Source organism: Longispora albida DSM 44784, from assembly GCF_000379825.1.
Lineage (GTDB): Bacteria > Actinomycetota > Actinomycetes > Mycobacteriales > Micromonosporaceae > Longispora > Longispora albida.
This window is the reverse complement of record NZ_KB903835.1, coordinates 453,596-477,520: the sequence shown is the minus strand read 5'-3', so window position 1 is coordinate 477,520 and position 23,925 is coordinate 453,596. Positions and strand designations below refer to the sequence as shown.

General features: G+C 70.7%; 25 protein-coding genes. 12 read left to right on the top strand and 13 right to left on the bottom strand.

All coding sequences use genetic code 11. The features are described from left to right. Positions 1-5 precede the first annotated feature (5 nt). From A3G1_RS0125575 to A3G1_RS0125560, 4 genes are all read left to right on the top strand, one after another. Positions 6-878, top strand: coding sequence for a Rossmann-like and DUF2520 domain-containing protein (locus A3G1_RS0125575; protein ID WP_018352347.1), 873 nt, complete (start codon positions 6-8; stop codon positions 876-878). Continuing rightward, on the top strand, positions 875-1,681 hold the full coding sequence (gene panC, locus A3G1_RS0125570) for a pantoate--beta-alanine ligase (RefSeq protein WP_018352346.1): 807 nt from the start codon (positions 875-877) through the stop codon (positions 1,679-1,681). Before A3G1_RS0125575 ends, panC begins: the two co-directional genes overlap by 4 nt. Beyond that, complete coding sequence (panD, locus tag A3G1_RS0125565) at positions 1,681-2,076, top strand: aspartate 1-decarboxylase (RefSeq protein ID WP_026212510.1); 396 nt, start codon at positions 1,681-1,683, stop codon at positions 2,074-2,076. The genes panC and panD overlap by 1 nt, the downstream gene beginning before the upstream one ends. Before the next feature lie 67 nt (positions 2,077-2,143). Continuing rightward, positions 2,144-2,953 carry a septum formation family protein gene (locus A3G1_RS0125560; RefSeq protein WP_018352344.1) on the top strand — a complete coding sequence of 270 codons (810 nt, stop codon included), beginning with the start codon at positions 2,144-2,146 and terminating at the stop codon, positions 2,951-2,953. Positions 2,954-3,005: 52 nt separating this feature from the next. On the opposite strand, the gene A3G1_RS0125555 is transcribed toward A3G1_RS0125560, so the two are convergent. The 4 genes from A3G1_RS0125555 to A3G1_RS0125540 all read right to left on the bottom strand — a co-directional run bounded on the left by A3G1_RS0125555 (position 3,006) and on the right by A3G1_RS0125540 (position 8,359). Then, positions 3,006-5,504 (bottom strand): ABC transporter permease, encoded by a 2,499-nt coding sequence (locus tag A3G1_RS0125555; RefSeq protein WP_018352343.1) that lies wholly within the window; start codon positions 5,502-5,504, stop codon positions 3,006-3,008. Beyond that, complete coding sequence (locus A3G1_RS0125550; RefSeq protein WP_040479772.1) at positions 5,504-6,256, bottom strand: ABC transporter ATP-binding protein; 753 nt, start codon at positions 6,254-6,256, stop codon at positions 5,504-5,506. The genes A3G1_RS0125555 and A3G1_RS0125550 overlap by 1 nt, the downstream gene beginning before the upstream one ends. 289 nt (positions 6,257-6,545) lie before the next feature. Continuing rightward, on the bottom strand, positions 6,546-7,211 hold the full coding sequence (locus A3G1_RS0125545; protein ID WP_018352341.1) for a response regulator transcription factor: 666 nt from the start codon (positions 7,209-7,211) through the stop codon (positions 6,546-6,548). After that, positions 7,208-8,359 carry a sensor histidine kinase gene (locus A3G1_RS0125540; protein ID WP_018352340.1) on the bottom strand — a complete coding sequence of 384 codons (1,152 nt, stop codon included), beginning with the start codon at positions 8,357-8,359 and terminating at the stop codon, positions 7,208-7,210. Before A3G1_RS0125540 ends, A3G1_RS0125545 begins: the two co-directional genes overlap by 4 nt. Positions 8,360-8,969: 610 nt before the next feature. On the opposite strand from A3G1_RS0125540, the gene A3G1_RS0125535 reads away from it, so the two are divergent. Continuing rightward, the gene (locus tag A3G1_RS0125535) at positions 8,970-10,208 is read left to right on the top strand and encodes a hypothetical protein (protein WP_026212508.1); all 1,239 of its coding nucleotides are present in this window, start codon (positions 8,970-8,972) and stop codon (positions 10,206-10,208) included. 36 nt (positions 10,209-10,244) lie between these two features. On the opposite strand, the gene A3G1_RS0125530 is transcribed toward A3G1_RS0125535, so the two are convergent. The 4 genes from A3G1_RS0125530 to A3G1_RS0125515 are packed head-to-tail and all read right to left on the bottom strand — an operon-like array spanning position 10,245 to position 14,110. Then, positions 10,245-11,495: a threonine/serine exporter family protein gene (locus tag A3G1_RS0125530; protein WP_018352339.1), complete on the bottom strand. Its 1,251-nt coding sequence runs from the start codon at positions 11,493-11,495 to the stop codon at positions 10,245-10,247. After that, the gene (locus A3G1_RS0125525; RefSeq protein WP_018352338.1) at positions 11,492-12,577 is read right to left on the bottom strand and encodes an NADH-quinone oxidoreductase subunit D; all 1,086 of its coding nucleotides are present in this window, start codon (positions 12,575-12,577) and stop codon (positions 11,492-11,494) included. The genes A3G1_RS0125530 and A3G1_RS0125525 overlap by 4 nt, the downstream gene beginning before the upstream one ends. Positions 12,578-12,617: 40 nt before the next feature. Beyond that, positions 12,618-13,553 (bottom strand): SAM-dependent methyltransferase, encoded by a 936-nt coding sequence (locus tag A3G1_RS0125520; RefSeq protein ID WP_018352337.1) that lies wholly within the window; start codon positions 13,551-13,553, stop codon positions 12,618-12,620. Next, the gene (locus A3G1_RS0125515; protein WP_018352336.1) at positions 13,550-14,110 is read right to left on the bottom strand and encodes a TetR/AcrR family transcriptional regulator; all 561 of its coding nucleotides are present in this window, start codon (positions 14,108-14,110) and stop codon (positions 13,550-13,552) included. The genes A3G1_RS0125520 and A3G1_RS0125515 overlap by 4 nt, the downstream gene beginning before the upstream one ends. A 94-nt stretch (positions 14,111-14,204) precedes the next feature. Between A3G1_RS0125515 and A3G1_RS0125510 the strand changes: the two genes are divergently transcribed. From A3G1_RS0125510 to A3G1_RS42140, 3 genes are read left to right on the top strand one after another with little or no spacing between them, the layout of a single operon-like run. Beyond that, on the top strand, positions 14,205-14,798 hold the full coding sequence (locus A3G1_RS0125510; protein ID WP_018352335.1) for a DUF2867 domain-containing protein: 594 nt from the start codon (positions 14,205-14,207) through the stop codon (positions 14,796-14,798). Next, positions 14,795-15,220 (top strand): LIC_13387 family protein, encoded by a 426-nt coding sequence (locus A3G1_RS0125505; protein ID WP_157641390.1) that lies wholly within the window; start codon positions 14,795-14,797, stop codon positions 15,218-15,220. The genes A3G1_RS0125510 and A3G1_RS0125505 overlap by 4 nt, the downstream gene beginning before the upstream one ends. A 32-nt stretch (positions 15,221-15,252) precedes the next feature. After that, a complete protein-coding gene (locus A3G1_RS42140) occupies positions 15,253-16,044 on the top strand; it encodes an NUDIX hydrolase (protein ID WP_026212506.1) in 792 nt (263 codons plus the stop codon). Here A3G1_RS42140 and A3G1_RS0125495 read toward each other — a convergent pair. The 3 genes from A3G1_RS0125495 to A3G1_RS0125485 all read right to left on the bottom strand — a co-directional run bounded on the left by A3G1_RS0125495 (position 16,034) and on the right by A3G1_RS0125485 (position 19,100). Next, positions 16,034-16,447, bottom strand: a complete 414-nt coding sequence (locus A3G1_RS0125495; RefSeq protein ID WP_018352332.1) for a VOC family protein — start codon at positions 16,445-16,447, stop codon at positions 16,034-16,036. The two genes, A3G1_RS42140 and A3G1_RS0125495, sit on opposite strands and share 11 nt — an antisense overlap. A 75-nt stretch (positions 16,448-16,522) precedes the next feature. Beyond that, on the bottom strand, positions 16,523-16,924 hold the full coding sequence (locus tag A3G1_RS0125490; RefSeq protein WP_040479768.1) for a hypothetical protein: 402 nt from the start codon (positions 16,922-16,924) through the stop codon (positions 16,523-16,525). A 58-nt stretch (positions 16,925-16,982) separates the two neighbouring features. Beyond that, positions 16,983-19,100 (bottom strand): HelD family protein, encoded by a 2,118-nt coding sequence (locus A3G1_RS0125485; protein ID WP_018352330.1) that lies wholly within the window; start codon positions 19,098-19,100, stop codon positions 16,983-16,985. 288 nt (positions 19,101-19,388) lie between these two features. Between A3G1_RS0125485 and A3G1_RS0125480 the strand changes: the two genes are divergently transcribed. Further along, positions 19,389-20,111: a VOC family protein gene (locus A3G1_RS0125480; protein WP_018352329.1), complete on the top strand. Its 723-nt coding sequence runs from the start codon at positions 19,389-19,391 to the stop codon at positions 20,109-20,111. A gap of 11 nt (positions 20,112-20,122) precedes the next feature. Here A3G1_RS0125480 and A3G1_RS0125475 read toward each other — a convergent pair whose 3' ends face one another. After that, on the bottom strand, positions 20,123-20,614 hold the full coding sequence (locus A3G1_RS0125475; RefSeq protein ID WP_018352328.1) for a MarR family transcriptional regulator: 492 nt from the start codon (positions 20,612-20,614) through the stop codon (positions 20,123-20,125). A 67-nt stretch (positions 20,615-20,681) separates the two neighbouring features. Here A3G1_RS0125475 and A3G1_RS0125470 point away from each other — a divergent pair, with 67 nt between their 5' ends. The 3 genes from A3G1_RS0125470 to A3G1_RS0125460 all read left to right on the top strand — a co-directional run bounded on the left by A3G1_RS0125470 (position 20,682) and on the right by A3G1_RS0125460 (position 23,104). Next, a complete protein-coding gene (locus tag A3G1_RS0125470; protein ID WP_018352327.1) occupies positions 20,682-21,527 on the top strand; it encodes an NAD(P)H-binding protein in 846 nt (281 codons plus the stop codon). After that, positions 21,524-22,192 (top strand): NAD(P)-dependent oxidoreductase, encoded by a 669-nt coding sequence (locus tag A3G1_RS0125465; RefSeq protein ID WP_018352326.1) that lies wholly within the window; start codon positions 21,524-21,526, stop codon positions 22,190-22,192. Before A3G1_RS0125470 ends, A3G1_RS0125465 begins: the two co-directional genes overlap by 4 nt. A 63-nt stretch (positions 22,193-22,255) precedes the next feature. After that, positions 22,256-23,104 (top strand): class I SAM-dependent methyltransferase, encoded by an 849-nt coding sequence (locus A3G1_RS0125460; RefSeq protein ID WP_018352325.1) that lies wholly within the window; start codon positions 22,256-22,258, stop codon positions 23,102-23,104. 10 nt (positions 23,105-23,114) lie between these two features. Here A3G1_RS0125460 and A3G1_RS0125455 read toward each other — a convergent pair whose 3' ends face one another. Next, complete coding sequence (locus A3G1_RS0125455) at positions 23,115-23,861, bottom strand: phosphotransferase family protein (protein WP_018352324.1); 747 nt, start codon at positions 23,859-23,861, stop codon at positions 23,115-23,117. Positions 23,862-23,925 lie beyond the last annotated feature (64 nt).

The window sequence follows — 23,925 nt, the reverse complement described above, 5'->3', positions numbered from 1 at the left end:
CGCACATGCACAACGAACGCCCTGGACGCCTGCGCGTCGGCATCATCGGGGCTGGCCGGGTCGGAGCTGTCCTCGGGGCGGCGCTGACACGAGCCGGTCACCGGGTGACCGCCGCCTCGGCAGTCTCGGCAGCCTCACGGGGCCGGGTGGAGCGGCTGCTCCCCGGTACCGCGATTCTTCCCCCGCCTGAGGTGATCGCCCAGGCCGACCTCGTCCTGCTCACCGTGCCCGACGACACGCTGCCGGGGCTGGCTGGCTCGCTGGAGTTCCCGGCCGGGCAGCTGGTGGTGCACACCGCTGGCGCGTACGGGATCAATGTTCTTGAGCCGGCGCTGCGCCGCCACGCCCTGCCGATGGCGCTGCACCCGGCGATGACCTTCACGAACCGGGCGGAGGACCTCGACCGGCTCGACGGCATCTCCTGGGGGATCACAGCTCCCGACGAGCTGAAACTGATCGCCGAGGCCCTGGTCGTCGAGCTGGGCGGCGAGCCCGAGTTCATCGCGGAGGCTGCCAGGCCGCTCTACCACGCCGCGCTCGTGCACGGCGCGAACCACCTGGTCACGCTGGTGAACGAGGCCGTGGACCTGCTGCGCTCCTCCGGCGTGGTCAACGCGGAGCGCATGATCGCCCCGCTGCTGTCCGCCGCGCTGGACAACACGCTGCGGCTCGGCGACGCCGCGCTGTCCGGGCCGGTGGTCCGTGGCGACGCCGGCACCGTGGCCGCGCACCTGGGCGTGCTGTCGGAGACCATGCCCGAATCGGTCGCCGCCTATCTCGCGCTCGCGCGCAGGACCGCGGACCGCGCCATCTCTGGTGGGCGGCTCAAGGCCGTCGACGCGGAAGATCTTCTGGGGGTACTGGCGGTGGAGTCATGACGCTCGTCGTCGCCGACCGGGTCTGGCTGGACTCGGCCGTCTCCAAGCACGACGGCCGCACCGCGGTGGTCATGACGATGGGCGCGCTGCACGCCGGGCACGCGGAACTGCTCCGCCGGGCCCGCGCCGAGGCCGAGCACGTCATCGCCACGATCTACGTGAACCCGCTCCAGTTCGGGCCGAACGAGGACCTGGCGAAGTACCCGCGCACGCTGGAGGACGACCTCGAGCTGTGCAGGGAGATCGGCGTCGACGTGGTCTTCACGCCCGCCGACGACGTGATCTACCCGGTCACCCCGTCCGTGCGGATCGACCCCGGCCCGACCGGCGAGATCCTCGACGGCGCCAGCAGGCCCGGCCACTTCGCCGGCATGCTGACCGTCGTCCACAAGCTGCTCCGGCTGACCCGTGCCGACGTCGCGTACTTCGGCGAGAAGGACTACCAGCAGCTCGCCCTCATCCGGCAGATGGTCCGCGACCTCGACATGGGCGTGGAGATCGTCGGCGTGCCGACGGTACGCGAGGCCGACGGTCTCGCGCTGTCCAGCCGGAACAGGTACCTGTCGGCGGAGGACCGGGAGCGGGCGCTGGCCCTGTCCCGCGCGCTGTTCGCCTGCCGCCGGGGTACCCCCGCCGAGATCCTCGACGCCGCGGCGGCCGAGCTGACCGGCGTCGACCTCGACTACCTGGCTCTGACCGACACCCTGCTCGGCCCGGCCACCCCCGGCCCCGGACGGCTGCTCGTGGCAGCCAGGGTCGGTACCACCCGTCTGATCGACAACGCGCCCGTGGAGGTGTGCTGATGCTGCGTACGATGCTGAAGTCGAAGATCCACCGCGCGACGGTGACCCAGGCCGATCTGCACTACATCGGCTCGGTGACCATCGACGAGGACCTGCTGGACGCCGCGGACCTGCTGCCCGGCGAGAAGGTGGCGATCGTCGACGTCACCAACGGCGCCCGGCTGGAGACCTACGTCATCCCTGGTGAGCGGGGTACCGGCGTGATCGGGATCAACGGCGCGGCCGCGCACCTCGTGCACCCCGGCGACCTCGTGATCATGATCGCCTACGGGCAGATGGACGAGGCCGAGGCCAAGTCCTACCTGCCGAAGGTCGTCCACGTGAACGCGAAGAACCAGATCATCGAGCTGGGCAACGACCCGACCGTGGCCGCCGAGGGCGTGCCGCTGTCCTGACCGTCATCCGACTCACGAAGCGCCCGGGGCTGACCACAGCCCCGGGCGCGCTCTACGCTCAGCCCCCATGAGGACCCTCGGCGTCTTACTGCTGTCCTGCCTGCTCCTTGCCGGGTGCACCGTGACAGTCCGCACCGACGCCGAGGTCACCGGCCTGCCACCCGTGCCCGTCCCCCCGGTGCTGAGAGCCGACGAGTGCTGGCGATCGCAGGGGCCATACTCCGCCTCGCGTTTCCCGAAGGCGACCGGCACAGTCGTACCCTGCTCCGAGCCCCACGAGTTCGAGACCTACTACTCGGGACCACTGGTCGGCACACCCGGCAAGGCGCAGCTCGACCTGTGCACGCTCCAGGCCAAGGCCATCCTGGGGGCCGACTACCTCACCGGCCGCGTCGAGCTGGAGTACTTCCACGGGCCGGACTGGTTCTCCTGCGTCATGGCCGAGACGAGCACGATCATCTCCCGTAAGTTCGTCGCCCGGACGGGGAGGCTGCACGATGCGCTGAAGAACCCCGGCATGCAGCTGGGATGCGCCGACCTCCGGTGGGAGAACAACAGCCTCAGCGACATCGCCCACGTAGCCGACTGCTCGGGCGCGCACACCGCCGAATTCACCGGGTTCGTCGAGCTGCCGGTGCACGCGTTGCCGTCCACGGCCGCTGATCTCAACACGATGGCCATCAAGCAGTGCGAGGCCCTGGGCGTGAAGTACCTGGGCGGGCCGAACGCCGAGGTGTTCAACATATGGATCGGGCCGCTGGCTCCGGATCTGAAGCCCGGCAATCATTTCTACCGGTGTTTCCTGGGTGCGCCGAAGGGCAAGCGGTTCGCGTCCGTCCTCAAGGGACTCGGCACGAAGCCCATTCCTTACGCATGACGGGCTGGACCCCTCACGCCTCGGGGGCGTGAGGGGTCCTGTGTAGCGGTTGTTACTCGGCGGCCAGTGCTTCCACGACGGGGCGGTTCACCGCGCGGCGGGCCGGGAGGACCGAGGCGGCCAGGGCTGCCAGGCCGGCGATCCCGAGGATGACCGACAGCTTCAGCCACGGCACGACCAGCGCGAACTGGTCGCCGCCACTCAGGGTGTTCATGAAGTTGACCGCTCCCGCGCTCACCGCGGCACCCAGGGCCACCCCGAGCAGCGCGCCGGTCACGGCCATCATGACCGCCTCGACCGCCAGCATGCCCCGGAGCCTGCCGCTGGTCAGGCCGACGGCGCGGAGCACGCCGTTCTCCCTGGTGCGCTCGACGACCGACAGCGTCAGGGTGTTCGCGACGCCGATCAGGGAGATCACCACGGCCAGGCCCAGCAGGGCGGTGACGAAGGCCAGCATGACGTCCACTGTGGAGGTGAGCTGCTGCTTGTACGCGGCCCGGTCCATCAGGGTCAGCGTCGGGTAGTCCTGGAGGAGGGTGTTCACCGTGTCCCGGGCCTTGTCCAGCTTGACGCCGGGGGCCAGGGCGGCGTTGACCTCGAAGGGCCGCGATTCCGGGTAGAGGGCTGTGAAGTCGGCGTCGGTGATCGCGTACCGCTTCTCGGTGTCCGGCTTCTTGTTGACCTCCGGGTACTTCAGGACGGAGACCACCTCGAAGGACTTGCCGTTGACCGTGACCTTGTCGCCGACCTTCTTGCCGGTCGGCTCGGAGACCACTGCCGTGCCGGCCGCGAGCTTGCCCGGGTCGCCGTCGACGACCTTGCCCTTGCGGGGCTTGACGAACTCCGGGTGGGCGGAGGAAATGAGGATCTCGTTCTCCACCCGGTTCCGCGGCTCGGTGACCGCGCGCAGCTCCGGCAGCTTCTTCAGCCGGTCGACGACGTCCTGGCTGACCTCGCCACCCGAGGACTGGATCATGAAGTCGGCGCCGATGTTCGCGTCGATCGACTTCACGATGCCGGCCTTCGCGCTCTCGCCGCCGACCTGGAAGGCCGAGACGAGCCCGATGCCGATCACCATCGCCGTGGCGGTGGCGGCGATCCGGCGCGGGTTGCGGATGGCGTTGGAGGTGGCCAGCTTGGCCGTCGCGCCGAACAGCTTGCCCAGCGGCCAGCCGAGCAGCCGGACCAGGGCCGGCACCAGGACCGGGCCGAACATCACGATGCCGGTGAAGGTCAGCACGCCGCCGAGGCCGACGAACAGGAACGTCTCCAGGACGCCAGCGAAGACCAGGCTGGCGACGCCGGCCGCGAGGATCAGCCCGCCGAAGACGATGCGCACCTTGCCGACCTTGCGGGCCGTCTCGACCGCAGCGTCCGACAGCGCGGCGACAGGCGCGACCCGCGTACCGCGCCAGGCGGGCACCAGGGTCGACACGACCGTGATCACCGTGCCGAGCACGAGGCAGATGACGACGGTCTGCCAGGTGAGCACCAAGCCGCCCTCGAACGGCAGGCCCATCTTGCGCAGGATCGCCTCCAGCCCGGCCGCGACGCCGAGACCTGCGACGATGCCGGCCGCCGAGGCCGTGAGGCCCACCACGACAGACTCCAGCACGACCGAGCGGAAGGCCTGGCCACGGGTCGCACCGACCAGCCGGAGCAGCGCGGTCTGCCTGGCCCGCTGGGCGAGCACGATGGTGAACGTGTTGGCGATGACGAACGCCGCGACGAAGGCCGAGATGGCGGCGAAGGTCAGCAGGACATAGTTGAACTGGTCGACCTGGCCGACGACCTGGGCGAGCCCGGCGTCGAGCAGCTGCTGCTTGGTCTTCACGTCGCCGAGGTCGCCGACGACGCCCTTGACCTCTTTGGCCAGCGCCTCGTCGGTCACGCCCGGCTTGGCCGCGACGACCATGCCCTCGAACTTCTTGGTGCTGCTGAGCTTCATCACCTCAGAGCCGGTCACGCCCATGAACGGGCCACCGAAGTCGATCTGCGTGCCCTCGACGTTCACGATGCCGACCAGGGTCAGCGACACCCCTGCCCCGGCGTCGCCGCCGGCCTTGACCTGCTGGCCGACCTTGAAGCCCTGCTTGTCCGCCGTGCGGGTGTCGACGACGATCTCGCCCTCGCGCTCGGGGAGGCGGCCGGAGGTGACCTCGTAGGACTGGAGATCCTTGTTCGTGGGGATGCTGGAGAGCATCCCGTAGCCCGGTACCGGCTTGCCGTTCGCGCCGATCAGCCCGCCGGAGACCCGGATCACGCCCTCGGCGGCCTTGGCGCCCGGCAGGGCCGCGACCTTGTCCACAGTGGCCTGGTCGAAGCCGGGGCGGCTGTCTGACGTGCCGTTGCGGTAGGCGGTCTCGGAGAGGGCCACGCCGACGCTGGTCTTCTGGTCGAGCTTGCCGACCTTCTCGTAGGAGGCGGCCTTGAGCCCGTCGGTGAACACGAACGTGCCGGCGATGAACGCCACGCCCAGCACGATCGCGAGTGAGGAAAGGACGAGGCGGACCGCGTTGGCCCGCAGCGACTTGATCGTCAGCTTGAACATCAGGCCGCGACCGCCGTGGCCTTGTCGAGGCTGCCCATGACGTCGAGGATCCGGTCCGGTGTCGGCTTGTGCAGCTCGGTGATCAGGCGGCCGTCGGCGAGGAACACCACCCGGTCGGCCGCCGAGGCCGCGCCCGGGTCGTGGGTGACCATGATGACCGTCTGCCCGAGGCTGTCCACGGCCTCGCGGAGCAGCCGGAGCACCTCGGCGCCCGAACGCGAGTCGAGGTTGCCGGTCGGCTCGTCGGCGAAGATGACCAGCGGCTGCGTGATCAGCGCCCTGGCCACCGCGACGCGCTGCTGCTGGCCGCCGGACAGCTCGCTCGGCCGGTGGCCGAGCCGGTCAGCGATGCCGACCGCCGCGACGACCTGGCTGAACCACTTGCCGTTGACCTTCTTCCCGGCGATCGACAACGGCAGCATGATGTTCTCCGCGGCGGACAGGGCCGGGAGCAGGTTGAACTTCTGGAACACGAAACCGACATGGTCGCGCCGCAGCAGCGTCAGCCGCTTGTCGTCGAGCCGGGTCACGTCGTGCTCCCCGATCCGGACCGTGCCGGCGCTCGGCCGGTCGAGCCCGGCCAGGCAGTGCATCAGCGTGGACTTCCCCGAGCCCGACGGCCCCATGATCGCCGTGAACTGGCTCGGCGCGAACTGGAGGCTGACGTTGTCGAGGGCGACGACCGTGGCCTCGCCCGTGCCGTACTGCTTGCTCAGGCCGATGGCGGCCACTGCTGACGCGTTCTGGTTCATGCTGACCACGCTATGGCGGTGGCCGTCCGCGGGCGTCCGCCTCTGTACTGGACTTCGCGTAGCTCGGCGGTCGCATCACTAGGGGGCGCGCCGTAGTCCTCAAGGTGTACCGGTGAGGAGGGTTATCCCGGAGAGTGCCCGCGACCAGGCACTCGGCCGTCACTCCTGAGATGTACGCCGGGGGCTCCGTTTCCGCCGCGTCCGTGCAGGGGTGGGCGGGAAGAGGGGTGGGAGATCGGCTGCCGGGTAAAAACTGATATGGGTTTGCCCTTAGAAGTTCAAACGACCATCAGCCGGCTGGGCGGATCAGGCCGGACTCGTAGGCGAGGATGACGGCCTGGACCCGGTCGCGCAGTTCGAGCTTGGTGAGGATGCGGCCGATGTGGGTCTTCACCGTGGCCTCCGCGACGAACAGCCGCTCGGCGATCTCCGCGTTGGACAGGCCCTGCGCGACCAGGAGCATGACCTCGCTCTCCCGGTCGGTGAGCAGGCTCAGGCGCGCGTCGGACGCGCTGGCCGACTGCGGGCCGAGCTGCCCGGCGAACCTGTCCAGCAGCGCCTTGGTGACCCGCGGCGCGACGACGGCCTCACCAGCAGCGACGACCCGGATCGCGGCCAGGAGCTCCTCCGGGGGGACGCTCTTGAGGAGGAAGCCGCTGGCACCGGCGCGGAGGGCCGCGAAGGCGTCCTCGTCCGTGTCGAAGGTGGTCAGGACCAGGACCTTCGGGCCGCCGGGGATCGCGGTCAGCCGCTCCGTCGCCGACACGCCGTCGAGCACCGGCATCCGGATGTCCATCACGACCAGGTCAGCCTCGGTGTCGCGGAGCTGGCGCAGCGCGTCGGCCCCGTCGCCAGCCTCGCCGACCACCGTCATGTCCGGCTGGGCCTCCAGCACCATCCGGAATCCGGCCCGGACGAGCGACTGGTCATCGACGAGGAAGATCCGGATGGTCATGCCGGTAAGGGTAACGAAGCGATGACCTCGAACCCGCCGACCAGGCGCGGTTTGGCGATCAGCTCACCGCCGTAGAGCGTCACACGCTCGCGCATGCCGACCAGGCCGTGCCCGCCGGAGCCGATCGGCGAGGCCACCTTGCCGCCACCGTCGTCGATGACGGCGATGTTCAGCGCGGACGGCAGCCATTCGAGGGTCAGAGAGACGTTGGTACCGGCGCCGGCGTGCTTGAGCGAGTTGGTCAGCGCCTCCTGCACGATCCGGTACGCCGTGAGCTGCTGCGCCTGGGGCAGCGGGCGCGGCTGGCCACGGTCGACGCGCTGGATGACCAGCCCGGCGGCGAACGAGCGCTCGATGAGGACGTCGAGCTGGTCGAGCACCGGCACGTTGCGCTCGGGCTGCCCGCTGTCGCGGAGCACGCTGACCAGCCGCCGCATCTCCTCCAGCGACTGCCTGCCCGTGTCACCGATCGTCTGGAGCGCCGTGCGGGCCGTCTCCGGCGAGGAGTCGAGCACGTACCGGGCGCCGTCCGCCTGCACGATCATCACGGCGAGGCTGTGCGCGACGATGTCGTGCAGCTCGCGGGCGATCCGGTTGCGCTCCTCGCCGACCGCGATCCGGGCGAGGTGCTCCCGCTCCCGCTCGAGCGTGCTGGCCTTGTCCTCGAGGTTGCGGACGTAGAGGCGGCGGGTACGCGCGTTGAGCCCGGCGAACCACACGCCGGCGCAGACCGAGATCAGCGTGACGCCGGAAGCCATGACGGTCTCCCAGTTGGCGTCCGCGTTCTCCAGCGAGGCGAGGACGACCCCGACCAGCAGGGCCAGGCCGGCGAAGATGCCCTCGATGAGGCGTTTCGCGTACTTCACGACGCTGTAGGCGGCGATCAGCACCGCCACGTCGTACGGCATCACCTGGAACCCGCTCAACGTCTGCGTCAGCGCGAGCAGGGCCACCACCGCGCAGGCCGGAGTCGGGTAGTGCCGCCGGAACGCGAGCGCCACGACCATCGGCAGGCCGAGGACCAGCGAGTCGGCGCCGCCACCACCCTCCGGCAGCGCGCTGAGCACCGTGAGCAGGAACAAGCCGAACAGCAGCGCGCTGTCGAACAGCACGCTGCGCAGGGGCAGGCCGAAGAGTGTGCGGGGCACTCACCGAGCGTAGCCAGTACCCGAAGCTCTCTCGCTCGTTGTCCCTGGGGAAGTTCGTTACCCGTGTCGCACCAGGGAAACATGGACCGGGGTGAGGTTCGGGACACGACCGGGTGGGCTCAGGAAAGGGCCGGTCCGCCAGGAAAGGGCCGCATCCGGCGCATCCGGTGAAAGGCACCGGCATCGGCACTGGCGCCGGCACCGGGAAAGGCTTGGGAAAGGTTCGCGAACTCTGAAGGGTTCGTGAACTCCGAAAGGTTCGGAGACTGAGGAAACACTCGGACACCTGGGAAAGGGAGGAAAACCGCCCGGGACAGGCTCAGGGGGAAAGTGGGATTCTGTGGCGCCTCCCTATTTCGCAAAGCTGAAACACTCGGTACTGTCTGCAACCATGCCGGCCTCGGACTCCGCAGAGGGACGTCGGGGCGGCGGTCTGCCAACGATCCTGTTCTGGATCGGGGTGGGCCTGGCTCCAGTCGCAGCCGCACTGCTGCTGCTCGGCCAGGATGGGGGCCCACTGCGCGTTGCCGCTGCACTCGCGATCGCCTCCATCGTGCTCATTGGACTTTCTATTACGCTCCGTCGCGAGAGCACTGCTATGAGTGCGGAAATGGAAGCGACCCTCGCCGAGGAGCTGGAGCTGCTCCGCGAGGACGTCCGCGACGACATCCGTACCGCGGCGAAGGCCACCCATGCCGCGCTGCTCCGCGAGGTACAGAGCCTGCGCAACGAGGTCGACTCGCTCCGCGAGCGGCGGCCGGTGGGCGCGGCACCGGTCACAGCGACGGCCTCGGTGCCCGCTGGCGGCCCCGGCGTCGTGCACCACACCGAGACCGTGCAGGTGACGACGCGGCAGACCACGCTCACCGCCGACCACGCTCACCCTGGTGAGCCGGGGCGTGGCCGTGCCGCCGCGTACCCGCAGGAGGCACCGGCCCCCGTTCCGCCACCGGCCCCAGCGCCCGTGGTCGCACGGGCGACGGCCCGGCCGCGCGAGTACGACTCCCGCCCGGCCATCGAGACCAGCCGGATCGAGCCGTCCGCTGTGCTCGGCACGCCGCCCGTGATCGCACGGGGGCAGCAGCACGAGCAGCGGCAGTACGAGCCCGAGCCGGTGTCCTACGGCCGCCGGGCAGCGCCGGAGCCGGTGGAGGACGCCCCGCGCAGGGCGCGCCGCGAGCCGGACCCCGAGCCCGAGCCGCAGCCCCAGCAGCCGAGAAGCTGGCAGCAGCCTCAGCAGATGCCGGCCAGGGACGTGCCGCGCGGCGAGCGGTGGCGCGACGAGCCGCAGGTGTCCCGCGAGCCCGACCCGCGTGATCTCGGTCCGCGTGGTGACGGCCGCCGGGCCGCGCGCCGGGCCGAGTCCGAGGAGGCACCCAGCTTCTCCGACATGCGTACCGGGCCGCGGAGCAAGGATCCGTGGGCCGACCTGCGGTCACCCGACCCCGAGCTGGACGAGCCGGGCACCGCCCGGTCGGCCGGGGAGGCGTGGGCCGAGATGCGCTCCGACCAGCACGGCGACGAGCTGCGGATGGGCGAGCGGCGGGCAGAGATCCGCTCGGGTGAGTACGGGCAGGAGTTCCGGGCCTCCGACCGGTGGGCCTCCGTGCGGCAGGAACCGTCCGCGCCGCGTTCCGGGCGCCGCCAGCAGCGCGAGGCGATCGAGTCGTCATGGCGCGACGGGGAGAACAACGCGCCGCGACGGGGCGAGAGCTCGTCGTGGCGGGGCGCCGAGGACGAGGACGAGCGCACGCTGTCGGGGTGGACGCCGCCCCGGGAGTACACGTACGAGGAAGACACCGGCTACCGGCCGCGCGAGGAACGCTCCCGGGACGAACGCTGGCGCTAGGCAGGCCGTACACAGCGAGCAGCGCGGGCCGGAGGTTCAGCGGCGGCGGGCCGCGCGGTAGGGGACGACCTCCATCAGGTCCTTGAAGGAGTAGCGGCCGAGGCTGGAGCCGACCAGCATGCCCAGCGCGATCGAGACGAGGGTCAGCAGCGCGCCGATCGCGTCCCGCGCGCCGATCGGCACGTCCGTGGCGAGTTCTGTGAGGCTGAGCAGCCCGAGGGCGCCCGGTACGAGCAGCCAGAAGGCGGGCAGGAAGAGCACCTGGGCCGGTGGGGCCGACGGCAGGCGCTGGAGCCAGTAGGCGGCCACGGTCATCACGAGGGCACCGACGAAGCCGCTGAACCGCGCGCCGATCAGGAGCGTGCCGAAGTACTGGCCGGCGTAGGCCACGTACAGCATCAGGGTCAGCCAGAGCAGTGACCGGGTGGGCGCGGAGAAGTAGAAGTACACGCCGAGCCCGAAGATCGCGACGCCCAGCCAGGGCGCCCACGCGCCGAGCGGTGCGATCTTGGTGACGTCAGCCTCGTGGGCACCGGCGAGCTGGGTACCGGCGGCGATCCCGAAGGCGAGCAGCAGCAGCCGGCTGACCCCGTACACGAGCCGGGCCGAGCCGGAGATCATCGCGCCGGTGGCCAGCTCGACGGTCGCCATCGTCAGGGTCGCGCCGGGCAGGAAGGAGACGAGCGGTGGTATGAGGATCCGCAGGGCTGTGTCGTTGAGCCAGGGGCCCGCCACCTGGTACGCGATGGCGGTCACCAGCATGCTCGCCAGCACGGGCAGCGCGAGGGACAGTGAGCGGCTGCGCCGGGCCAGCAGGCCGAGGAGGCCGACGCCGAAGCCGAGGACGACGAAGGCACCGACAGCCCGCAGGGTCGGCTCGACGAGCAGCCCGACGCCGACGGTGAAGAACACGTGGCCGAGCAGTGTGGTCCACGTGCCGAACCTCGGCGGGGCCTCGCGGATCTCGTCGAGCCGGGCCAGACCCTCCGCCGGGGTGACCCTGGCGACCGTGGCGTCGGCGATCAGCTCGTACAGCCTGGTGATCTGGTCGAGACGCAGCCCGCTGCCGGTGGCCTCGGAGAAGTCGGCGCTGCCGCTCGGCCCGCCCACCCGGACGAAGACGCCGGTGGGGAGCACGAACAGCCGGACCTGGTCGGCGCCGTAGGCGTCGGCGATCCGCTGGAGGCGTTCCGTGGTCTGGTTGACCGGGTCACCGGCGTCGCACATGGCGACGCCGAGCCGGCGCAGGAAGGTCAGCAGCTCCGCGAGGTCGCCAGGCTCCGTCATTTGTCGATGTCGCCGACCACGAAGAACATCGAGCCGAGGATGGCCACCAGGTCGGCGATCAGGCAGCCGGGCAGCAGGGTCGACAGCGCCTGGACGTTCGCGTACGAGGCGGTGCGCAGCTTGAGCCGCCACGGCGTCTTCTCGCCCCGGGACACCAGGTAGTAGCCGTTGACGCCGAGGGGGCTCTCCGTCCACGCGTACGTGTGGCCCTCCGGTGCCTTGACGACCTTGGGCAGCCGGGTGTTGACCGGGCCGGTCAGGGTGTCCACCTTGGACAGGCACTGTTCCGCGAGGTCGAGCGAGACGTACACCTGCTCCAGCAGGCACTCGAACCGGGCGTGGCAGTCGCCGGCCGTCCGCGTGACGACAGGGACGTCCAGCTCGCCGTACGCCAGGTACGGCTCGTCGCGCCGCAGGTCGAAGTCGAGGCCGCTGGCCCGCGCGACCGGCCCCGAGGCCCCGTACCCCGCCGCGGCCTCCGCCGTCAGCACGCCGATGCCCTTCGTCCGGGCGAGGAAGATGTCGTTGTGCCGGATGAGCTGGGCGATGTCCTTCATGCCCGCCCGGACTTCGGCGATCGTCTCGAGTGCCCGGCGCGTCCAGCCCGCCGGTACTTCCTCCTTGATTCCGCCGACCCGGTTGAACATGAAGTGCATCCGGCCGCCGGCTGCCTCCTCCATGACGGCCTGGAGCTTCTCGCGTTCCCGGAAGGCGTAGAAGACCGGGGTGATCGCGCCGATCTCCAGCGGGTAGGAGCCGAGGAACATCAGGTGGTTGAGCACCCGGTTCAGCTCGGCCATGCCGGTGCGCAGCCAGGTCGCCCGCTCGGGGACCTCGATGCCCATCAGCCGCTCGACGGCCAGCGCCACGCCCAGCTCGTTGGCGAAGGCGCTCAGCCAGTCGTGCCGGTTGGCCAGCACGAGGATCTGCCGGTAGTCGCGCACCTCGAACAGCTTCTCGGCGCCCCGGTGCATGTAGCCGATGATCGGCTCGCAGGCGGTCACCCGCTCGCCGTCCACGGTCAGTTTCAGCCGGAGCACACCGTGGGTCGAGGGGTGCTGGGGGCCGATGTTCAGCACCATGTCGGCCGTCTCCAGCCCGGCACCGACACCTACCGTCAACTCAGTCACGCCAGCATCGTCCCATGTCCAGGCCCCTGCTTTGGAGCAACCACCAGTGCCTGCCGAGCCCGGCGGGGTCGCACAGCTCCGCCGCCTGGCCGGCCGCGGCGAGTTTGGCCAGGTAGCCGCGGGGATCGGTGCTCGCTTCGGACAGCGGCGGGCGCTGGCCGGTCACCCCCAGTTTCAGCAGCGCGTCCCGCTGGGTGAGCAGCAGTCCGGGTCCGAGGGAGTCCATGGCCACGTGCGCGGTGATGTCCGTGCTTCCGTCCGGCCGCGGATCGACCTGCAATCCTTCCCTGTACCCGGTGAGCGACCCGCCCACCGGCCGATCCGCCAGCGTGTGCCCGTAGTCCACGGCGAGCGCCAGGCCGGTGTGCCCCTCGGTGGCTCTCCGCCAGGCGCGATCCCGCGGCCAGCCGGGCTCGGCTTCGGCAAAGTCCGGCCACCACTCGGCCAGCCAGGCCAGGTCCTCTGCCCCGGCGGGCTCGCCGAGCGTCCCGTCGGTGCGGACCAGCCGGATCAGCCCGTCCTCGTCGCGGCGGACGACGTCGACGGGCACGTTGTCGAGCCATTCGGTCGCGATGAGCAGCCCGGTCGTCGCCTCGGGTACGTCGCGGCGCCAGGCGATGTCCTCGGGCAGCCCGCCGGGGCGGGGTGCCAGCTCGACGGCGGTGAGGGCCGGGGCGATGTCGGCGAGTTCCCGGCCGAGCGCGGTCAGCAGCTCGCCCCGCCCGGCTCCGACATCCACGATGTCCATCCGCTGTGGACGGCCGAGCGCGTCGTGTACCTGCCGGGCCAGCCTGGCGAGCGCTCCGGCGAAGAGCGGCGAGGCGTGCACGCTGGTCCGGAACTGGCTGGCCGGTGCGTTGCGGATGAAGAAGCCGCCCGGCCCGTACAGTGCCCGTTCCGTGGCCTGCCGCCAGGTCTCGGCCGTCACCTGAGCAGTTCCTTCGTGACCAGTCCCATCACGTCCTCCCGGCTGTAGGCGCCGTGGTCGACGCCGATCAGGTGTGTCCCGATCCGTACTGAGAAGGTCAGCATGCACCGGACCTCGACGTCGGCGGGATCGGGGCAGAACGACGAGAACAGTGTCCGCAGGTAGTCCATGCGCAGGTTGTCGACCTGCCGGAGCCGGTCGGCGACAGCCGGGTCCCTGCGTGCCCAGTCGCGGATCGCGAGGTCGACGGCGATGCCGCGCACCACGGCGTCCGTGGACTCGGCGACGATCGTGAACAGCCGGGTCAGCTTCGCCCTGCCGTCTCCCCCACCCTGCTCCACCTGCTCGATGACCGACTGGGACACGCCGTGCGCCCAGGCGTCGAGCATCTCGGCCAGCAGGGCGTCACGGTTGGCGAAGTAGCCGTAGAAGCCGCCCTTGGTGACGCCGAGCGCCTGGGCGAGGGGCTCGATCCGCACCGCCTCCGGCCCGCCGGCCGCCAGGGCCCGCAGCCCTTCCTCTATCCATGCGCCGCGCGGCGTACGGGGCAGGGCCATGTGTGTCTCCCCTCACGTCCTCCCCGATCTATACAGCACCGTATACATCGGGCTAGCCTCAATCCATACGCCATCGTATAGATCGGGGCACGAGATGAGACTCCCCAGTACCGCCCACACCGGCAGGCCATGGCGGATCCACGAGATCGCACCGGACTTCACCGTCGAGGACGTCTGGGCGCTGCCGACGCCGGGCGGGCCGGACGACCTGGCCCGGCTGGTACGGCAGTTCGCGAGCGGGGACGGCGGCGGCAGGAACTCGCCGATCGACGCGCCGGTCGCCAAGGTGCTGTTCGCGATCCGGTGGAAGCTCGGGAAGCTGCTCGGCTGGGACAGGCCCGGCGACGGCTTCGGCGGCCGGGTACCGAGCCTCCGCGACCGGCTGCCCGAGGACCTCCGCGCCGGTGATCGCGGGCCGGACCTCCAGGCTGCGCCCTTCCGTTCCGTGTACCAGGCGCACGACGAGTGGGCCGCCGAGATGGCCAACCGGACCGTCCACACCGTCATGCACCTCGGGTGGGTACCCGACCCGGGCGCCGGGTGCCACCGGGCGCAGATGACGGTCCTGGTGAAGCCGAACGGGCTGCTCGGCTCGCTGTACATGACGGCGATCAAGCCGTTCCGGTACGTCGGCGTGTACCCGGCCCTGCTCCGCATGATCGGGCGCGAGTGGGCGGCCGGCTCGTGAAGCGGCTGACGGCCTTCCGGGTCGGCGCCTGGGCCTGGATCGCCACCGGTACCGGGCACCTCGTGCTCGACGCGCTGATGGAGTTGCGCACCGAGACGCCGGAGATCGCCCGGGCCACGGCGGCGATGCGCGAGTACCGCCTGGCGTTCGGCGGGATCGAGCGCGGCATGGACGAGATCAGCCAGGGCATGTCGCTCGCGATGGGCGTCGCGCTGGTCTTCAGCGGGTTGCTGTTGCTGCGGATGGCCCGGCTGGCTCCGGCCCTGGTGAACCGGTCGTTGTGTGCCCTCGCGCTCGGCATGTCCGCCGTCGTGCTGGCCGTGTCGGTGTGGCTCCTGCCGACTCCGCCGATCGCGCTGTTCACCGTGGCGACGGTGGCCTTCGGCGTGGCGTGGTCGCGGGCTCCGCGGCCGTCCTCGTAGAACTGTCGTACCCCCGGGCCATGATGCTGGGCATGCTGACCGTGGACGAACTCCGGCCGTTCTTCCTCTCCGCCTGGGGGCCAGACACCTGCGACCCCCACGACCTGGCGAGCTGGCACCCCGGCAACCCGGCTCGCGGGCAGTGCGGGCCCACGGCGCTGGTCGTCCAGGACCTGCTCGGCGGGGATCTGGTGTGCGGCGAGGTCCACCAGGACGGCGTGCGGCTCGGTTTCCACTGGTGGAACAGGCTGCCCGACGGCACGGACGCGGACCTGACGGCCGGGCAGTTCCGGCCCGGCGAGGTCGTGACCGGTGGTGTCGTCCGGCATCGGCCTGCCGGGCCGCTCGGCCGGTGCCGGGGTCAGTACGCACTGCTCCGGCATCGGGTCCTCAGTGGAATGGGTGAAGGCGGCGGCGAGGACCGGCCTGGGCTGCCGACCAGGATCGCCGTTGTCGCCCTGACCAGCCCGGATGGCTCGGTGCTGCTCCGGCTCCGCGCGCAGGACGCCGCCGCCGAGCCCGGCCAGTGGGGCCTGCCCGGCGGCCATGTCGAAGCGGGTGAGACGCCAGCCGAGGCCGCCGTCCGCGAGCTGGCCGAGGAGACAGGGCTCAGCGCCGAGCTGCGTCCACTGTGGCAGGACCTACGACCTGATCTGACCGGTGACGCGCCGGCCGTGGAGCTGCACGCTTTCGCCGGCGAGATCGATGCCGGAGTGCCGGAGGACGCTCAGGCCCGCCTCGTACCAGCTGACGAACTGCCCAATGTGGACCTGTCGCCAACAACGGCGGCCGTGCTGCACTACCTGAGGACCCTCAGGACTTAGCCTCAGCGAAGCGGACCATGTTGCCGGCCGGATCGCGGAAGGCGCAGTCCCGCACGCCGTAGGGCTGGTCCGTCGGCTCCTGGAGCACGTCGGCCCCTGCGGCGGAGACGTGCTCGAAGGTCGCGTCGCAGCTGTCGGTCCAGAAGACGACCGCGCCGTAGAAGCCCTTGGCCATCAGGTCGGCGATAGCCTCCTTGTCCTGCTCGGACATGGCCGGGTTGGCGGCCGGCGGCTGGAGCACGATGTCGACCTCGGGCTGGGTCGGCGAGCCGACCGTGATCCAGCGCATCTTCTCGTAGCCGACATCGTTGCGGACCTCGAGGCCGAGGACGTCCCGGTAGAACTCGACGGCCTTGTCCGGGTCGTCGACCGGCAGGAACGTGTGCGAGAGCTTGATGTCCATGCGGTTCACGCTAGTGGCAGTATCTGGTGTCCGAGGCGCGTTCTCCCTGATCAGACCGGGTGAACGATCAGGCGGTCAGGCTGGCTGGTTCCGCGTGGCCAAGCTCCCGATCGTCCGGATCACGTGCCGGGTGAACAGGACGTGCCCGCCCGACCCGATGACCAGCGCCCGGTAGGCCCTGCCCCGCAGCCCAGGGAAGTCCGCGTAGCTGCTCGCACTCAGCCGTGTGCCGCCGTCACCCTCCTCGGCCAGGCCAAACACCAGCCTGTACCGGGAGAAGCGGTGCCGCCCGACCAGCTCCAGGTGCTCGCCCGGCCGGCTGGCGGCCACCTCGAAGCCCGCAGGTGGCTGCGTACCGAGGATCTTCGCGACCGGCCCGCCGACGCCGAGCGACGTGGCGGTGTAGGACTTGAGGGCTGCCCACACGCGCTCGCGCGACGCGGGGATGCGGATCGAGTGCTCGTCGATGAAGTCCATGATCACCAGCGTAGGTACTGGCCGGGCCGGGGTCGTGTTCCCCGGCCCGGCCGCGTGTTCATGAAGCGGCGGGTTCGGTGAGGGCGGCGGGCAGCGGCTTGGTGTGCAGCACGACCAGCTCGGCGACGGCCCTGGTCAGGGCGACGTAGAGCCGGTTCATGCCACGGGGCTCGGCCGCCACGATGTCGGCGGGCTCGACCAGTACCACCCGGTCGTACTCCAGGCCCTTGACCTGGCTGACCGGGATCGCGCCCAGCGCCGCCGCCAGGTGGTCGGGCGCGATGACCGCGGCCTCCTTCTCGCCCTTCTCGTCAGCGATCGCCCCGGCCAGGTCCTCGACCTGGCGGATCGTGAGCGTGCCGCCGGGGCGGAACGACCGGGTCGGCTCGATCCCCTCGGCCAGCGCGCGGGCGGCGAAGTCGGCGATGACCTGCGGCACCCGGTATCCGGTCGGCAGGTCGAGCATCCGCAGGTTCCGCTTGCCCAGCCGCCGCACGAGTTCCGGCCAGGTACCGGCTGCCAGCGGGTGGGTGGCCTGGCCGAGGTCGCCGACGATCGTCATGGAGGCGTGGGCGGCCCGCCGGGCGATCATGCGGCACTCCATCGGCGACAGGTCCTGGGCCTCGTCGAGGATGACGTGCAGGTACACGTCCGGCGCCGCTTCCTCGGCCTCCGCGACCGGCAGCGGCTCGGCCAGCACCGGCACGTACCCCTCCTCGCCGTACGGGTCGAAGCCGTCCCGCCAGCCGGTGACCTTGTGCCCCTCGCGCAGGATGACGGCGGCCGCCCAGCGCTGCGCCGCCCAGTAGTCGGTGGCCTCGAGGGAGTCGCCGGTCGCCGCCATCGGCGTGGCCAGGCCCGGCGCGTAGAGCTGCCAGCCGTTGTTCAGGCTCCAGCTCATCACGAACGTCTCGGCCAGCCGCGCGCCGCTCCCCAGCTCACGCAGCTGCCACTCCGGCACACGGGCCTTCGGCAGTTCCGGTGTACCGAGGATCTCGGCGAGCTCGTCGAGCAGCGGCACGTCGTCCACAGTCCACTCCCCGTCCTGCGCGGGCAGCACGTCCTGCGGGGTCAGCGGCGGCCACCACACGTCGAGGAAGGCGTCCGGTACCGTCCGGCCGTCCAGCAGCCCGGTGAGCACCCTGGCCGCCACCGGGCGGGCACCGTTCGGCTTGATGTCCTTCGCCTCGCACTGTTTCCGGATGTCCGCGCGGGCCTTCGCCAGCACGTCGGCCGTGAGCGGGCCGAGCCGGTCCGGCGCGCCGGGCGGGGTGTCCCAGGCCAGGTCCGTCAGTACCCGGACCATGGTCAGGTCGCCCTTGGCCCGGGCCACCTCTGCGGAGTCCCGGCGGGTCGCGACGACCCCGTCGAACAGCTCACCGAGCGCCCGCAGGTGGACACTGTCCTCGCCGAGCCCCGGCAGCACCTTCCCGATGTACTCGGTGAACACCGTCGACGGGCCGACCACGAGCACCCGGCCGTCGGAGAACTTCCCCCGGTCGGTGTAGAGCAGGTACGCGGCGCGGTGCAGCGCGACCTGCGTCTTGCCGGTACCGGGACCGCCGGAGATCAGCGTGACGCCGGTCGCCGGTGCCCGGATCGCCTCGTCCTGCTCGCGCTGGATCGTGGTGACGATGTCGCGCATGTGCTCGCCGCGTTCCCTGGTGATCGACCGGAGCAGCGCGCCCTCGCCGACCACACCCTCGACGTCCTTGCCGGACAGCACCTCGTCGTCGAGGCCCACGACCTTCGGGCCCTCGCACGTGATGACGCGCCGCCGGTCCACGCCGAGCGCCTCGCCGGGGGTCGCCCGGTAGAACGGCGCCGCCGCCGGGGCGCGCCAGTCCACGACGAGCGGTTCCTTGTCCTCGTCGCGGACACCGAGCCGGCCGACCCGGTAGGTGTACCCGTCCTCGAAGTCTAGGCGGCCGAAGACGATGCCGTCCTCCTGGCCGTCCAGGTCGGACATCCGGGCGGCTGCGCCCAGCACCAGGACGTCCCGCTCGACCAGCCCGGTCGGCGGGCCGGACATGCCCCGGCTGTGCCCTTCCTGCTTCACTTCCCTCGCCTGTGCGCGCATGACCTCCAGACGGTCGTAGACCTTGTCGACTACCTGCTGCTCGACGGCGATCTGACGTTCGGTTTCGGATACGAGCTCGGAAGCGAGTTCGGACACGTGGCTCCTTCGAAAAGCATGGTTCTTCGCGTGCTTGTCGAGAGTAGGTGCTGGCCAGGGCCGCAAAATCAGCATCCAGGGCGATTTGATCTGCTTGACACGCCGATATGCTGGATACAGCAGAGGGGATAGCTGAGGTTCTTCTCCAGCCCCTCTTTCCGGTGAATCCCCTGGTAAGTCGGCTGCGATGCCGCCTGCTCGTCTCTAGGCTCCCGATCATCAGGCGGCAGAGTGCTGCGCGTACGGCGACAGATCCGCGTTCGGCGCGGATCGGAGATGAGCAGGCGGATGGGTTCCCAGTTGTTCGCGATCACTTTCGACGCGGCCGAACCAGCACGGGCAGGGCGGTTCTGGGCCGGGCTCCTCGGCTGGGAGCTGGCTGAGGAGGTGCACGGCGGCGTCGCGCTCCTGCCCGGCTCCGGCAGCGGATACCGGATCCGGCTCGTGCCAGCCGCGGAACCGAAGACCGTCCAGAACCGGATGCACTTCGACCTGACGAGCGAGTCGCCCGAGGGGCAGAAGCAGACGGTGTCCACGGCACTCAGGCTCGGCGGGCGGCACGCCGACGTCGGCCAGACCGGGGACGAGGGTCACGTGGTGCTGGCCGACCCCGAGGGTAACGAGTTCTGCGTCATCGAGGCCGGCAACAACTTCCTCGCCGGTACCGGTGTCATCGGTGCACTGGCCTGCGATGGTTCGCAGGCCGTCGGCTACTTCTGGGCCGAGGCGCTGGCCTGGCCGCTGGTCTGGGACGAGAACGAGGAGACCGCGATCCAGTCGCCGGCCGGCGGCACGAAGATCACGTGGGGCGGACCGCCCGTCGAGCCGAAGGCCGGCAAGGGCCGGGTGCACTTCGATCTCGTACCGGCGGACGGCGGCGGCCAGCAGGCCGAGGTCGGCCGGCTGCTCGCGCTCGGGGCCACGCACGCCGGTACCGCGCCGTGCGGGGATGGCTGGGTGGCGCTGGCCGACCCGGACGGCAACGAGTTCTGCGTGGCCGCCTGCGCGTGACCGGATGACGGCTACGTGCCGGAACCGTCCGCGAGGGTGCGGGTCGCGGTGAGTCCGGCGTCGTTGGCCTTGCTGAGGAAGTCGGCGAGCAGCTCGAGCTGCTGCTCGTCGTAGCCGGCACAGATCTGGTCCAGCGCCGTGTTCATGCCGGCGAACAGCACGTACACCTCCCTGCCCCGATCCGGCAGCGCCCGGACGGTGACCGCGCGCCGGTCGGCCGGGTCCCGCTCCCTGGCGACCCAGCCGGCCCGTTCCAGCCGGTCGAGGATGCCCGTGATGGTGGCCGGGTGCAGCCCGGCCCGGCGGGCCAGCCCGCTCGGGCTCAGCGGCCCGTGCCGGCTGATGAGGTCGAGGCAGTCCATGTCGATGTCCTTGAGGGCGAGCTGGACTCCGACCTGGCGGTTGAGCGTCGACAGCTGGTTGCGCAGGTCCCGCAGCGTGTCCTTGATCTGGGTGGTCAGCTGCCTGCGGGCACTTCGGCCTCCAGATGTTACGGCACTCATATTGTATGAACTCCGAATCTCAGATAGTTTGGTTCTCATACGATACGACAGCGAGAGGGGTTGGGTCATGATCCTGGTAACCGGTGCCACTGGCGCCGTCGGCAGGGAAACAGTCCGGCTACTGGTGGAGAGCGGGGCGAAGGTCACCGTGGTCACCCGCGATCCCCGCGCCGCCTTCCCCTCCGGCACACAGGTCGTTCACCCCAGCGAGGTCGCCGGGCTCGGCGGCGCTCTCAGCGGCGTGGAAGCCATCCTGCTCAGCCCGCGCGCGGCCGGAGCGGACGCCGCTGGCCTGCTGGCTCACGCTCGCGGGGCGGGCGCGAAGCGGGTTGTCGTCCTGTCTGCGCTGACGGTGCAGTACCCGGCGGGGCTCCCCCGGTTCCGGCAGCAGTTCCAGGCTGTCGAGGACATCGCCAGGGGCAGCGGGCTGGACTGGACGATCCTGCGCTGCGCGGACTTCGCCGCCAACACGCTCGCCTGGGCCCGCCAGATCCAGCTGACCGGGACGGTCCGAGGGGCGTACCCGGAGGCGAGGACGTCCACCATCGACGAGCGCGACATCGCCGCCGTGGCTGCGCTGGCGCTGACGGATTCCGTCCACAATGGCCAGGTGTACCTGCTCACGGGCGAGGAGTCCCTGAGCCAGCCGGAGAAGGTCGCCGCGCTCGGTACGGCGCTCGGGCGGCCGTTGTCGTTCGCTGAGTCCACACCGGACGAGATCCGGCGGGGCATGCTGGCCGCCGGGCTGCCCGCCGAGGTACCCGACCGGCTGCTCGGCTCGCTCGCCGACTACGCACGCGAGGCCGGGCCGACGACGGGCACGGTCCGGGAGTTGCTGGGGCGACCGGCTCGCACGTACGCCACCTGGGCTCTGGATCACCGTTCTGCTTTCACGGCAGGAGGGGACCGATGAGGCTCACGATCGTTGCCGCTACGGGCGGGATCGGACGGCACCTGGTCGAGCAGGCGGTAGCGGCCGGGCACGAGGTCACCGCAGTCGCCCGGCGGCCCCGTGACCTGCCGGACGGGGTTCGCGCGGTCGCCGCAGACCTCGACCGGCCCGACGCGGGGGTTCTCGCCGCGGCGGTACGCGACTCCGACGCCGTGTTGTCCGGGCTGGGCCCGCGGAACCCGCGCGCGGACGCTGGCATCACGTCCCGTGGTACGCGTGCGATCGTCCAGGCGATGCTGGCCGAGGACGTCCGGCGGATCGTCGTCGTCAGCGCTGCGCCGGTCGGGCCCGTGCCGGTACCCGGTCAGGTGGAGCCGCCCCGGCACGATCCTGGTGACGGGTTCCTGATGCGGTATCTGGGTACTCCGCTGACCCGGGCGCTGTTCGGCCCGCACTACGCCGACCTCGCCGTCACCGAGCAACTCCTGCGCGACAGCGGGCTCGACTGGACGGTGTCCCGCCCGCCGAAACTCACCGACAGGCCTGTGACCGGCAGGTACCGGACTGCGTTGAACCGCAACATCCGAGGCGGGTTCTCGGTACCGCGCGCCGACGTCGCGCACCACATGCTCGCCATGCTCAACCAGCCGGACACCATCCGGCAGGTCCTCGGCATCGCGAGCTGAGCACGCCGGACCATCCAATGTCCACAGTGGTCGCGTCGGAGTCCGGCCGGTAGGGTCGGCCGGATGACGACGCCGCCGACAGCAGCAGCCCTGGCCGCCGAGGACTTCCTGCGCACGCATCACAACGAGAACCCCGGCCGCCAGTCCGAAGGCTGCGAGGAACTGCTCACCGCCGATGGGCGTACCAGTTATCAGGTCATCGCCGACCGGGTCGCCGGCGCGCGGAGAGTTCTCGACCTGGGCTGCGCCGACGGCATGCTCCTGCAACTCCTCGCGGAAGCCGGCGCCGAAACCCTGGCTGGCATCGACCTGTCCGAGGGCGAACTCGCCTTCGCCCGGCGACGGCCCGCGCTCGCCGATGCGGATCTGCGGTGCGGGCGCGCACAGCAGCTACCCTTCAGCGACAACGCCTACGACGCGGTCGTGTCCCACATGGCTTTCATGCTGATGTCCGATGTGGAGCAAGTCGCGGCCGAGGTGGCTCGGGTACTGGTTCCCGGCGGCGTGTTCTCGGTCGGCGTGGGTGGTGGCGCCGTCGAGGGTGAGGCGCGCGAGTTGTTCCTGAAACTGGCCCGGCCGTACTTCCGGGCCCAGCCTGACGCCGCCCGGACCCCGCCTCTCGGTGACCGCCGGGCCCGCAACCGCGAAGGGCTCGACGAGATCCTCGTACCGCACGGATTCGAGCCAGTCAGCTGGGAGCCGATCATCATCGACCCGCGTGGCACGCCCGAGCGGGTCTGGGAGGTCATGGCGTTCACGCTCTACGAGATGACCGACCTCGGCGAGGAGGAGACGACGGAGCTGCGTTCGCGGTTCCTGGCGGAGTCCCAGTCCATTGTGGGCGGAGACGGCCAGTTGCCTTGTGGCATGCGGATCAACCACGCGACCGCCCGGTACACCGGGCTGAGGTGAACGCGCGGGCTCACATCCGGGATCGCAGCACGTCGAACTCGCAGCCAGGCGAGTCAGGATCGAAGCCGTGCTCGATCAGCCAGCGGCTCGCCAGCAGGCTCCGCAGCGACCACCACGCGCGGACCACGCCGAGGTCGGCACCGGTTCCGTAGCCGGAGACGAGGTCAGCCAGGCGGTCCTCGTGCCCGAGGGTCAGGGTGGCGATGTCGGACATGGCGTCACCCTGGCTGGCCTCCGACCAGTCGAGTATCCCGGTGACCTCGTCACCTTCGGTGAAGACGTGGCTGATCTGCAGGTCGCCGTGCGTGAACACCGGTATCCACGGCCGGAGCGCGGCATCCGCGATCTCGCGGTTGCGGGTGACCAGGTCAGCGGGAAGGACGGCGTTCTCGATGAGCCACGCGCACTCGGTATCGAGGCGCGCGGTGATCTCCTCGCGGGTCTTGCCGGGCCAGGGCGGCAGCGGCGCGTCGTGCAGCTTCCGCAAGGCGGCGCCCGCTGCGGCCCACGCCGCTGGCGACGCGGTCGACGGCTCGCCCAGGCGGCCGAGCGCTGTACCGGAGAGCGGAGCGAGCGCGAGTGCCGGCGGCTTGTGCCACAGGATCTCCGGCGTCGGGACCGGCGCCATCGCCATCGCCGCGACCTCGATATCCATGCGAGCCTGATCCGCGTCGACCTTCAGGAACACGTCGCCGACCCGCAGGGTCGCTCGCTCGGAATGCGCGACGACAACCTCGACTTCATCCACGCCGGCCATTATCACGGGGCCAGCAGCAGCCGTCGCCGTGTTTTAGAGATCCTTGGTGAGGCCCTCTTAGCCG

Bases quoted from the DNA above. Each gene is read 5' to 3' on its own strand.
- A3G1_RS0125575 (WP_018352347.1), top strand. From the start codon at position 6: ATGCACAACGAACGCCCTGGACGCCTGCGCGTCGGCATCATCGGGGCT.
- panC (WP_018352346.1), top strand. From the start codon at position 875: ATGACGCTCGTCGTCGCCGACCGGGTCTGGCTGGACTCGGCCGTCTCC.
- panD (WP_026212510.1), top strand. From the start codon at position 1,681: ATGCTGCGTACGATGCTGAAGTCGAAGATCCACCGCGCGACGGTGACC.
- A3G1_RS0125560 (WP_018352344.1), top strand. From the start codon at position 2,144: ATGAGGACCCTCGGCGTCTTACTGCTGTCCTGCCTGCTCCTTGCCGGG.
- A3G1_RS0125555 (WP_018352343.1), bottom strand. From the start codon at position 5,504: ATGTTCAAGCTGACGATCAAGTCGCTGCGGGCCAACGCGGTCCGCCTC.
- A3G1_RS0125550 (WP_040479772.1), bottom strand. From the start codon at position 6,256: ATGAACCAGAACGCGTCAGCAGTGGCCGCCATCGGCCTGAGCAAGCAG.
- A3G1_RS0125545 (WP_018352341.1), bottom strand. From the start codon at position 7,211: ATGACCATCCGGATCTTCCTCGTCGATGACCAGTCGCTCGTCCGGGCC.
- A3G1_RS0125535 (WP_026212508.1), top strand. From the start codon at position 8,970: ATGGAAGCGACCCTCGCCGAGGAGCTGGAGCTGCTCCGCGAGGACGTC.
- A3G1_RS0125530 (WP_018352339.1), bottom strand. From the start codon at position 11,495: ATGACGGAGCCTGGCGACCTCGCGGAGCTGCTGACCTTCCTGCGCCGG.
- A3G1_RS0125525 (WP_018352338.1), bottom strand. From the start codon at position 12,577: ATGGTGCTGAACATCGGCCCCCAGCACCCCTCGACCCACGGTGTGCTC.
- A3G1_RS0125515 (WP_018352336.1), bottom strand. From the start codon at position 14,110: ATGGCCCTGCCCCGTACGCCGCGCGGCGCATGGATAGAGGAAGGGCTG.
- A3G1_RS0125510 (WP_018352335.1), top strand. From the start codon at position 14,205: ATGAGACTCCCCAGTACCGCCCACACCGGCAGGCCATGGCGGATCCAC.
- A3G1_RS42140 (WP_026212506.1), top strand. From the start codon at position 15,253: ATGCTGACCGTGGACGAACTCCGGCCGTTCTTCCTCTCCGCCTGGGGG.
- A3G1_RS0125495 (WP_018352332.1), bottom strand. From the start codon at position 16,447: ATGGACATCAAGCTCTCGCACACGTTCCTGCCGGTCGACGACCCGGAC.
- A3G1_RS0125490 (WP_040479768.1), bottom strand. From the start codon at position 16,924: ATGGACTTCATCGACGAGCACTCGATCCGCATCCCCGCGTCGCGCGAG.
- A3G1_RS0125480 (WP_018352329.1), top strand. From the start codon at position 19,389: ATGGGTTCCCAGTTGTTCGCGATCACTTTCGACGCGGCCGAACCAGCA.
- A3G1_RS0125475 (WP_018352328.1), bottom strand. From the start codon at position 20,614: ATGAGTGCCGTAACATCTGGAGGCCGAAGTGCCCGCAGGCAGCTGACC.
- A3G1_RS0125470 (WP_018352327.1), top strand. From the start codon at position 20,682: ATGATCCTGGTAACCGGTGCCACTGGCGCCGTCGGCAGGGAAACAGTC.
- A3G1_RS0125465 (WP_018352326.1), top strand. From the start codon at position 21,524: ATGAGGCTCACGATCGTTGCCGCTACGGGCGGGATCGGACGGCACCTG.
- A3G1_RS0125460 (WP_018352325.1), top strand. From the start codon at position 22,256: ATGACGACGCCGCCGACAGCAGCAGCCCTGGCCGCCGAGGACTTCCTG.
- A3G1_RS0125455 (WP_018352324.1), bottom strand. From the start codon at position 23,861: ATGGCCGGCGTGGATGAAGTCGAGGTTGTCGTCGCGCATTCCGAGCGA.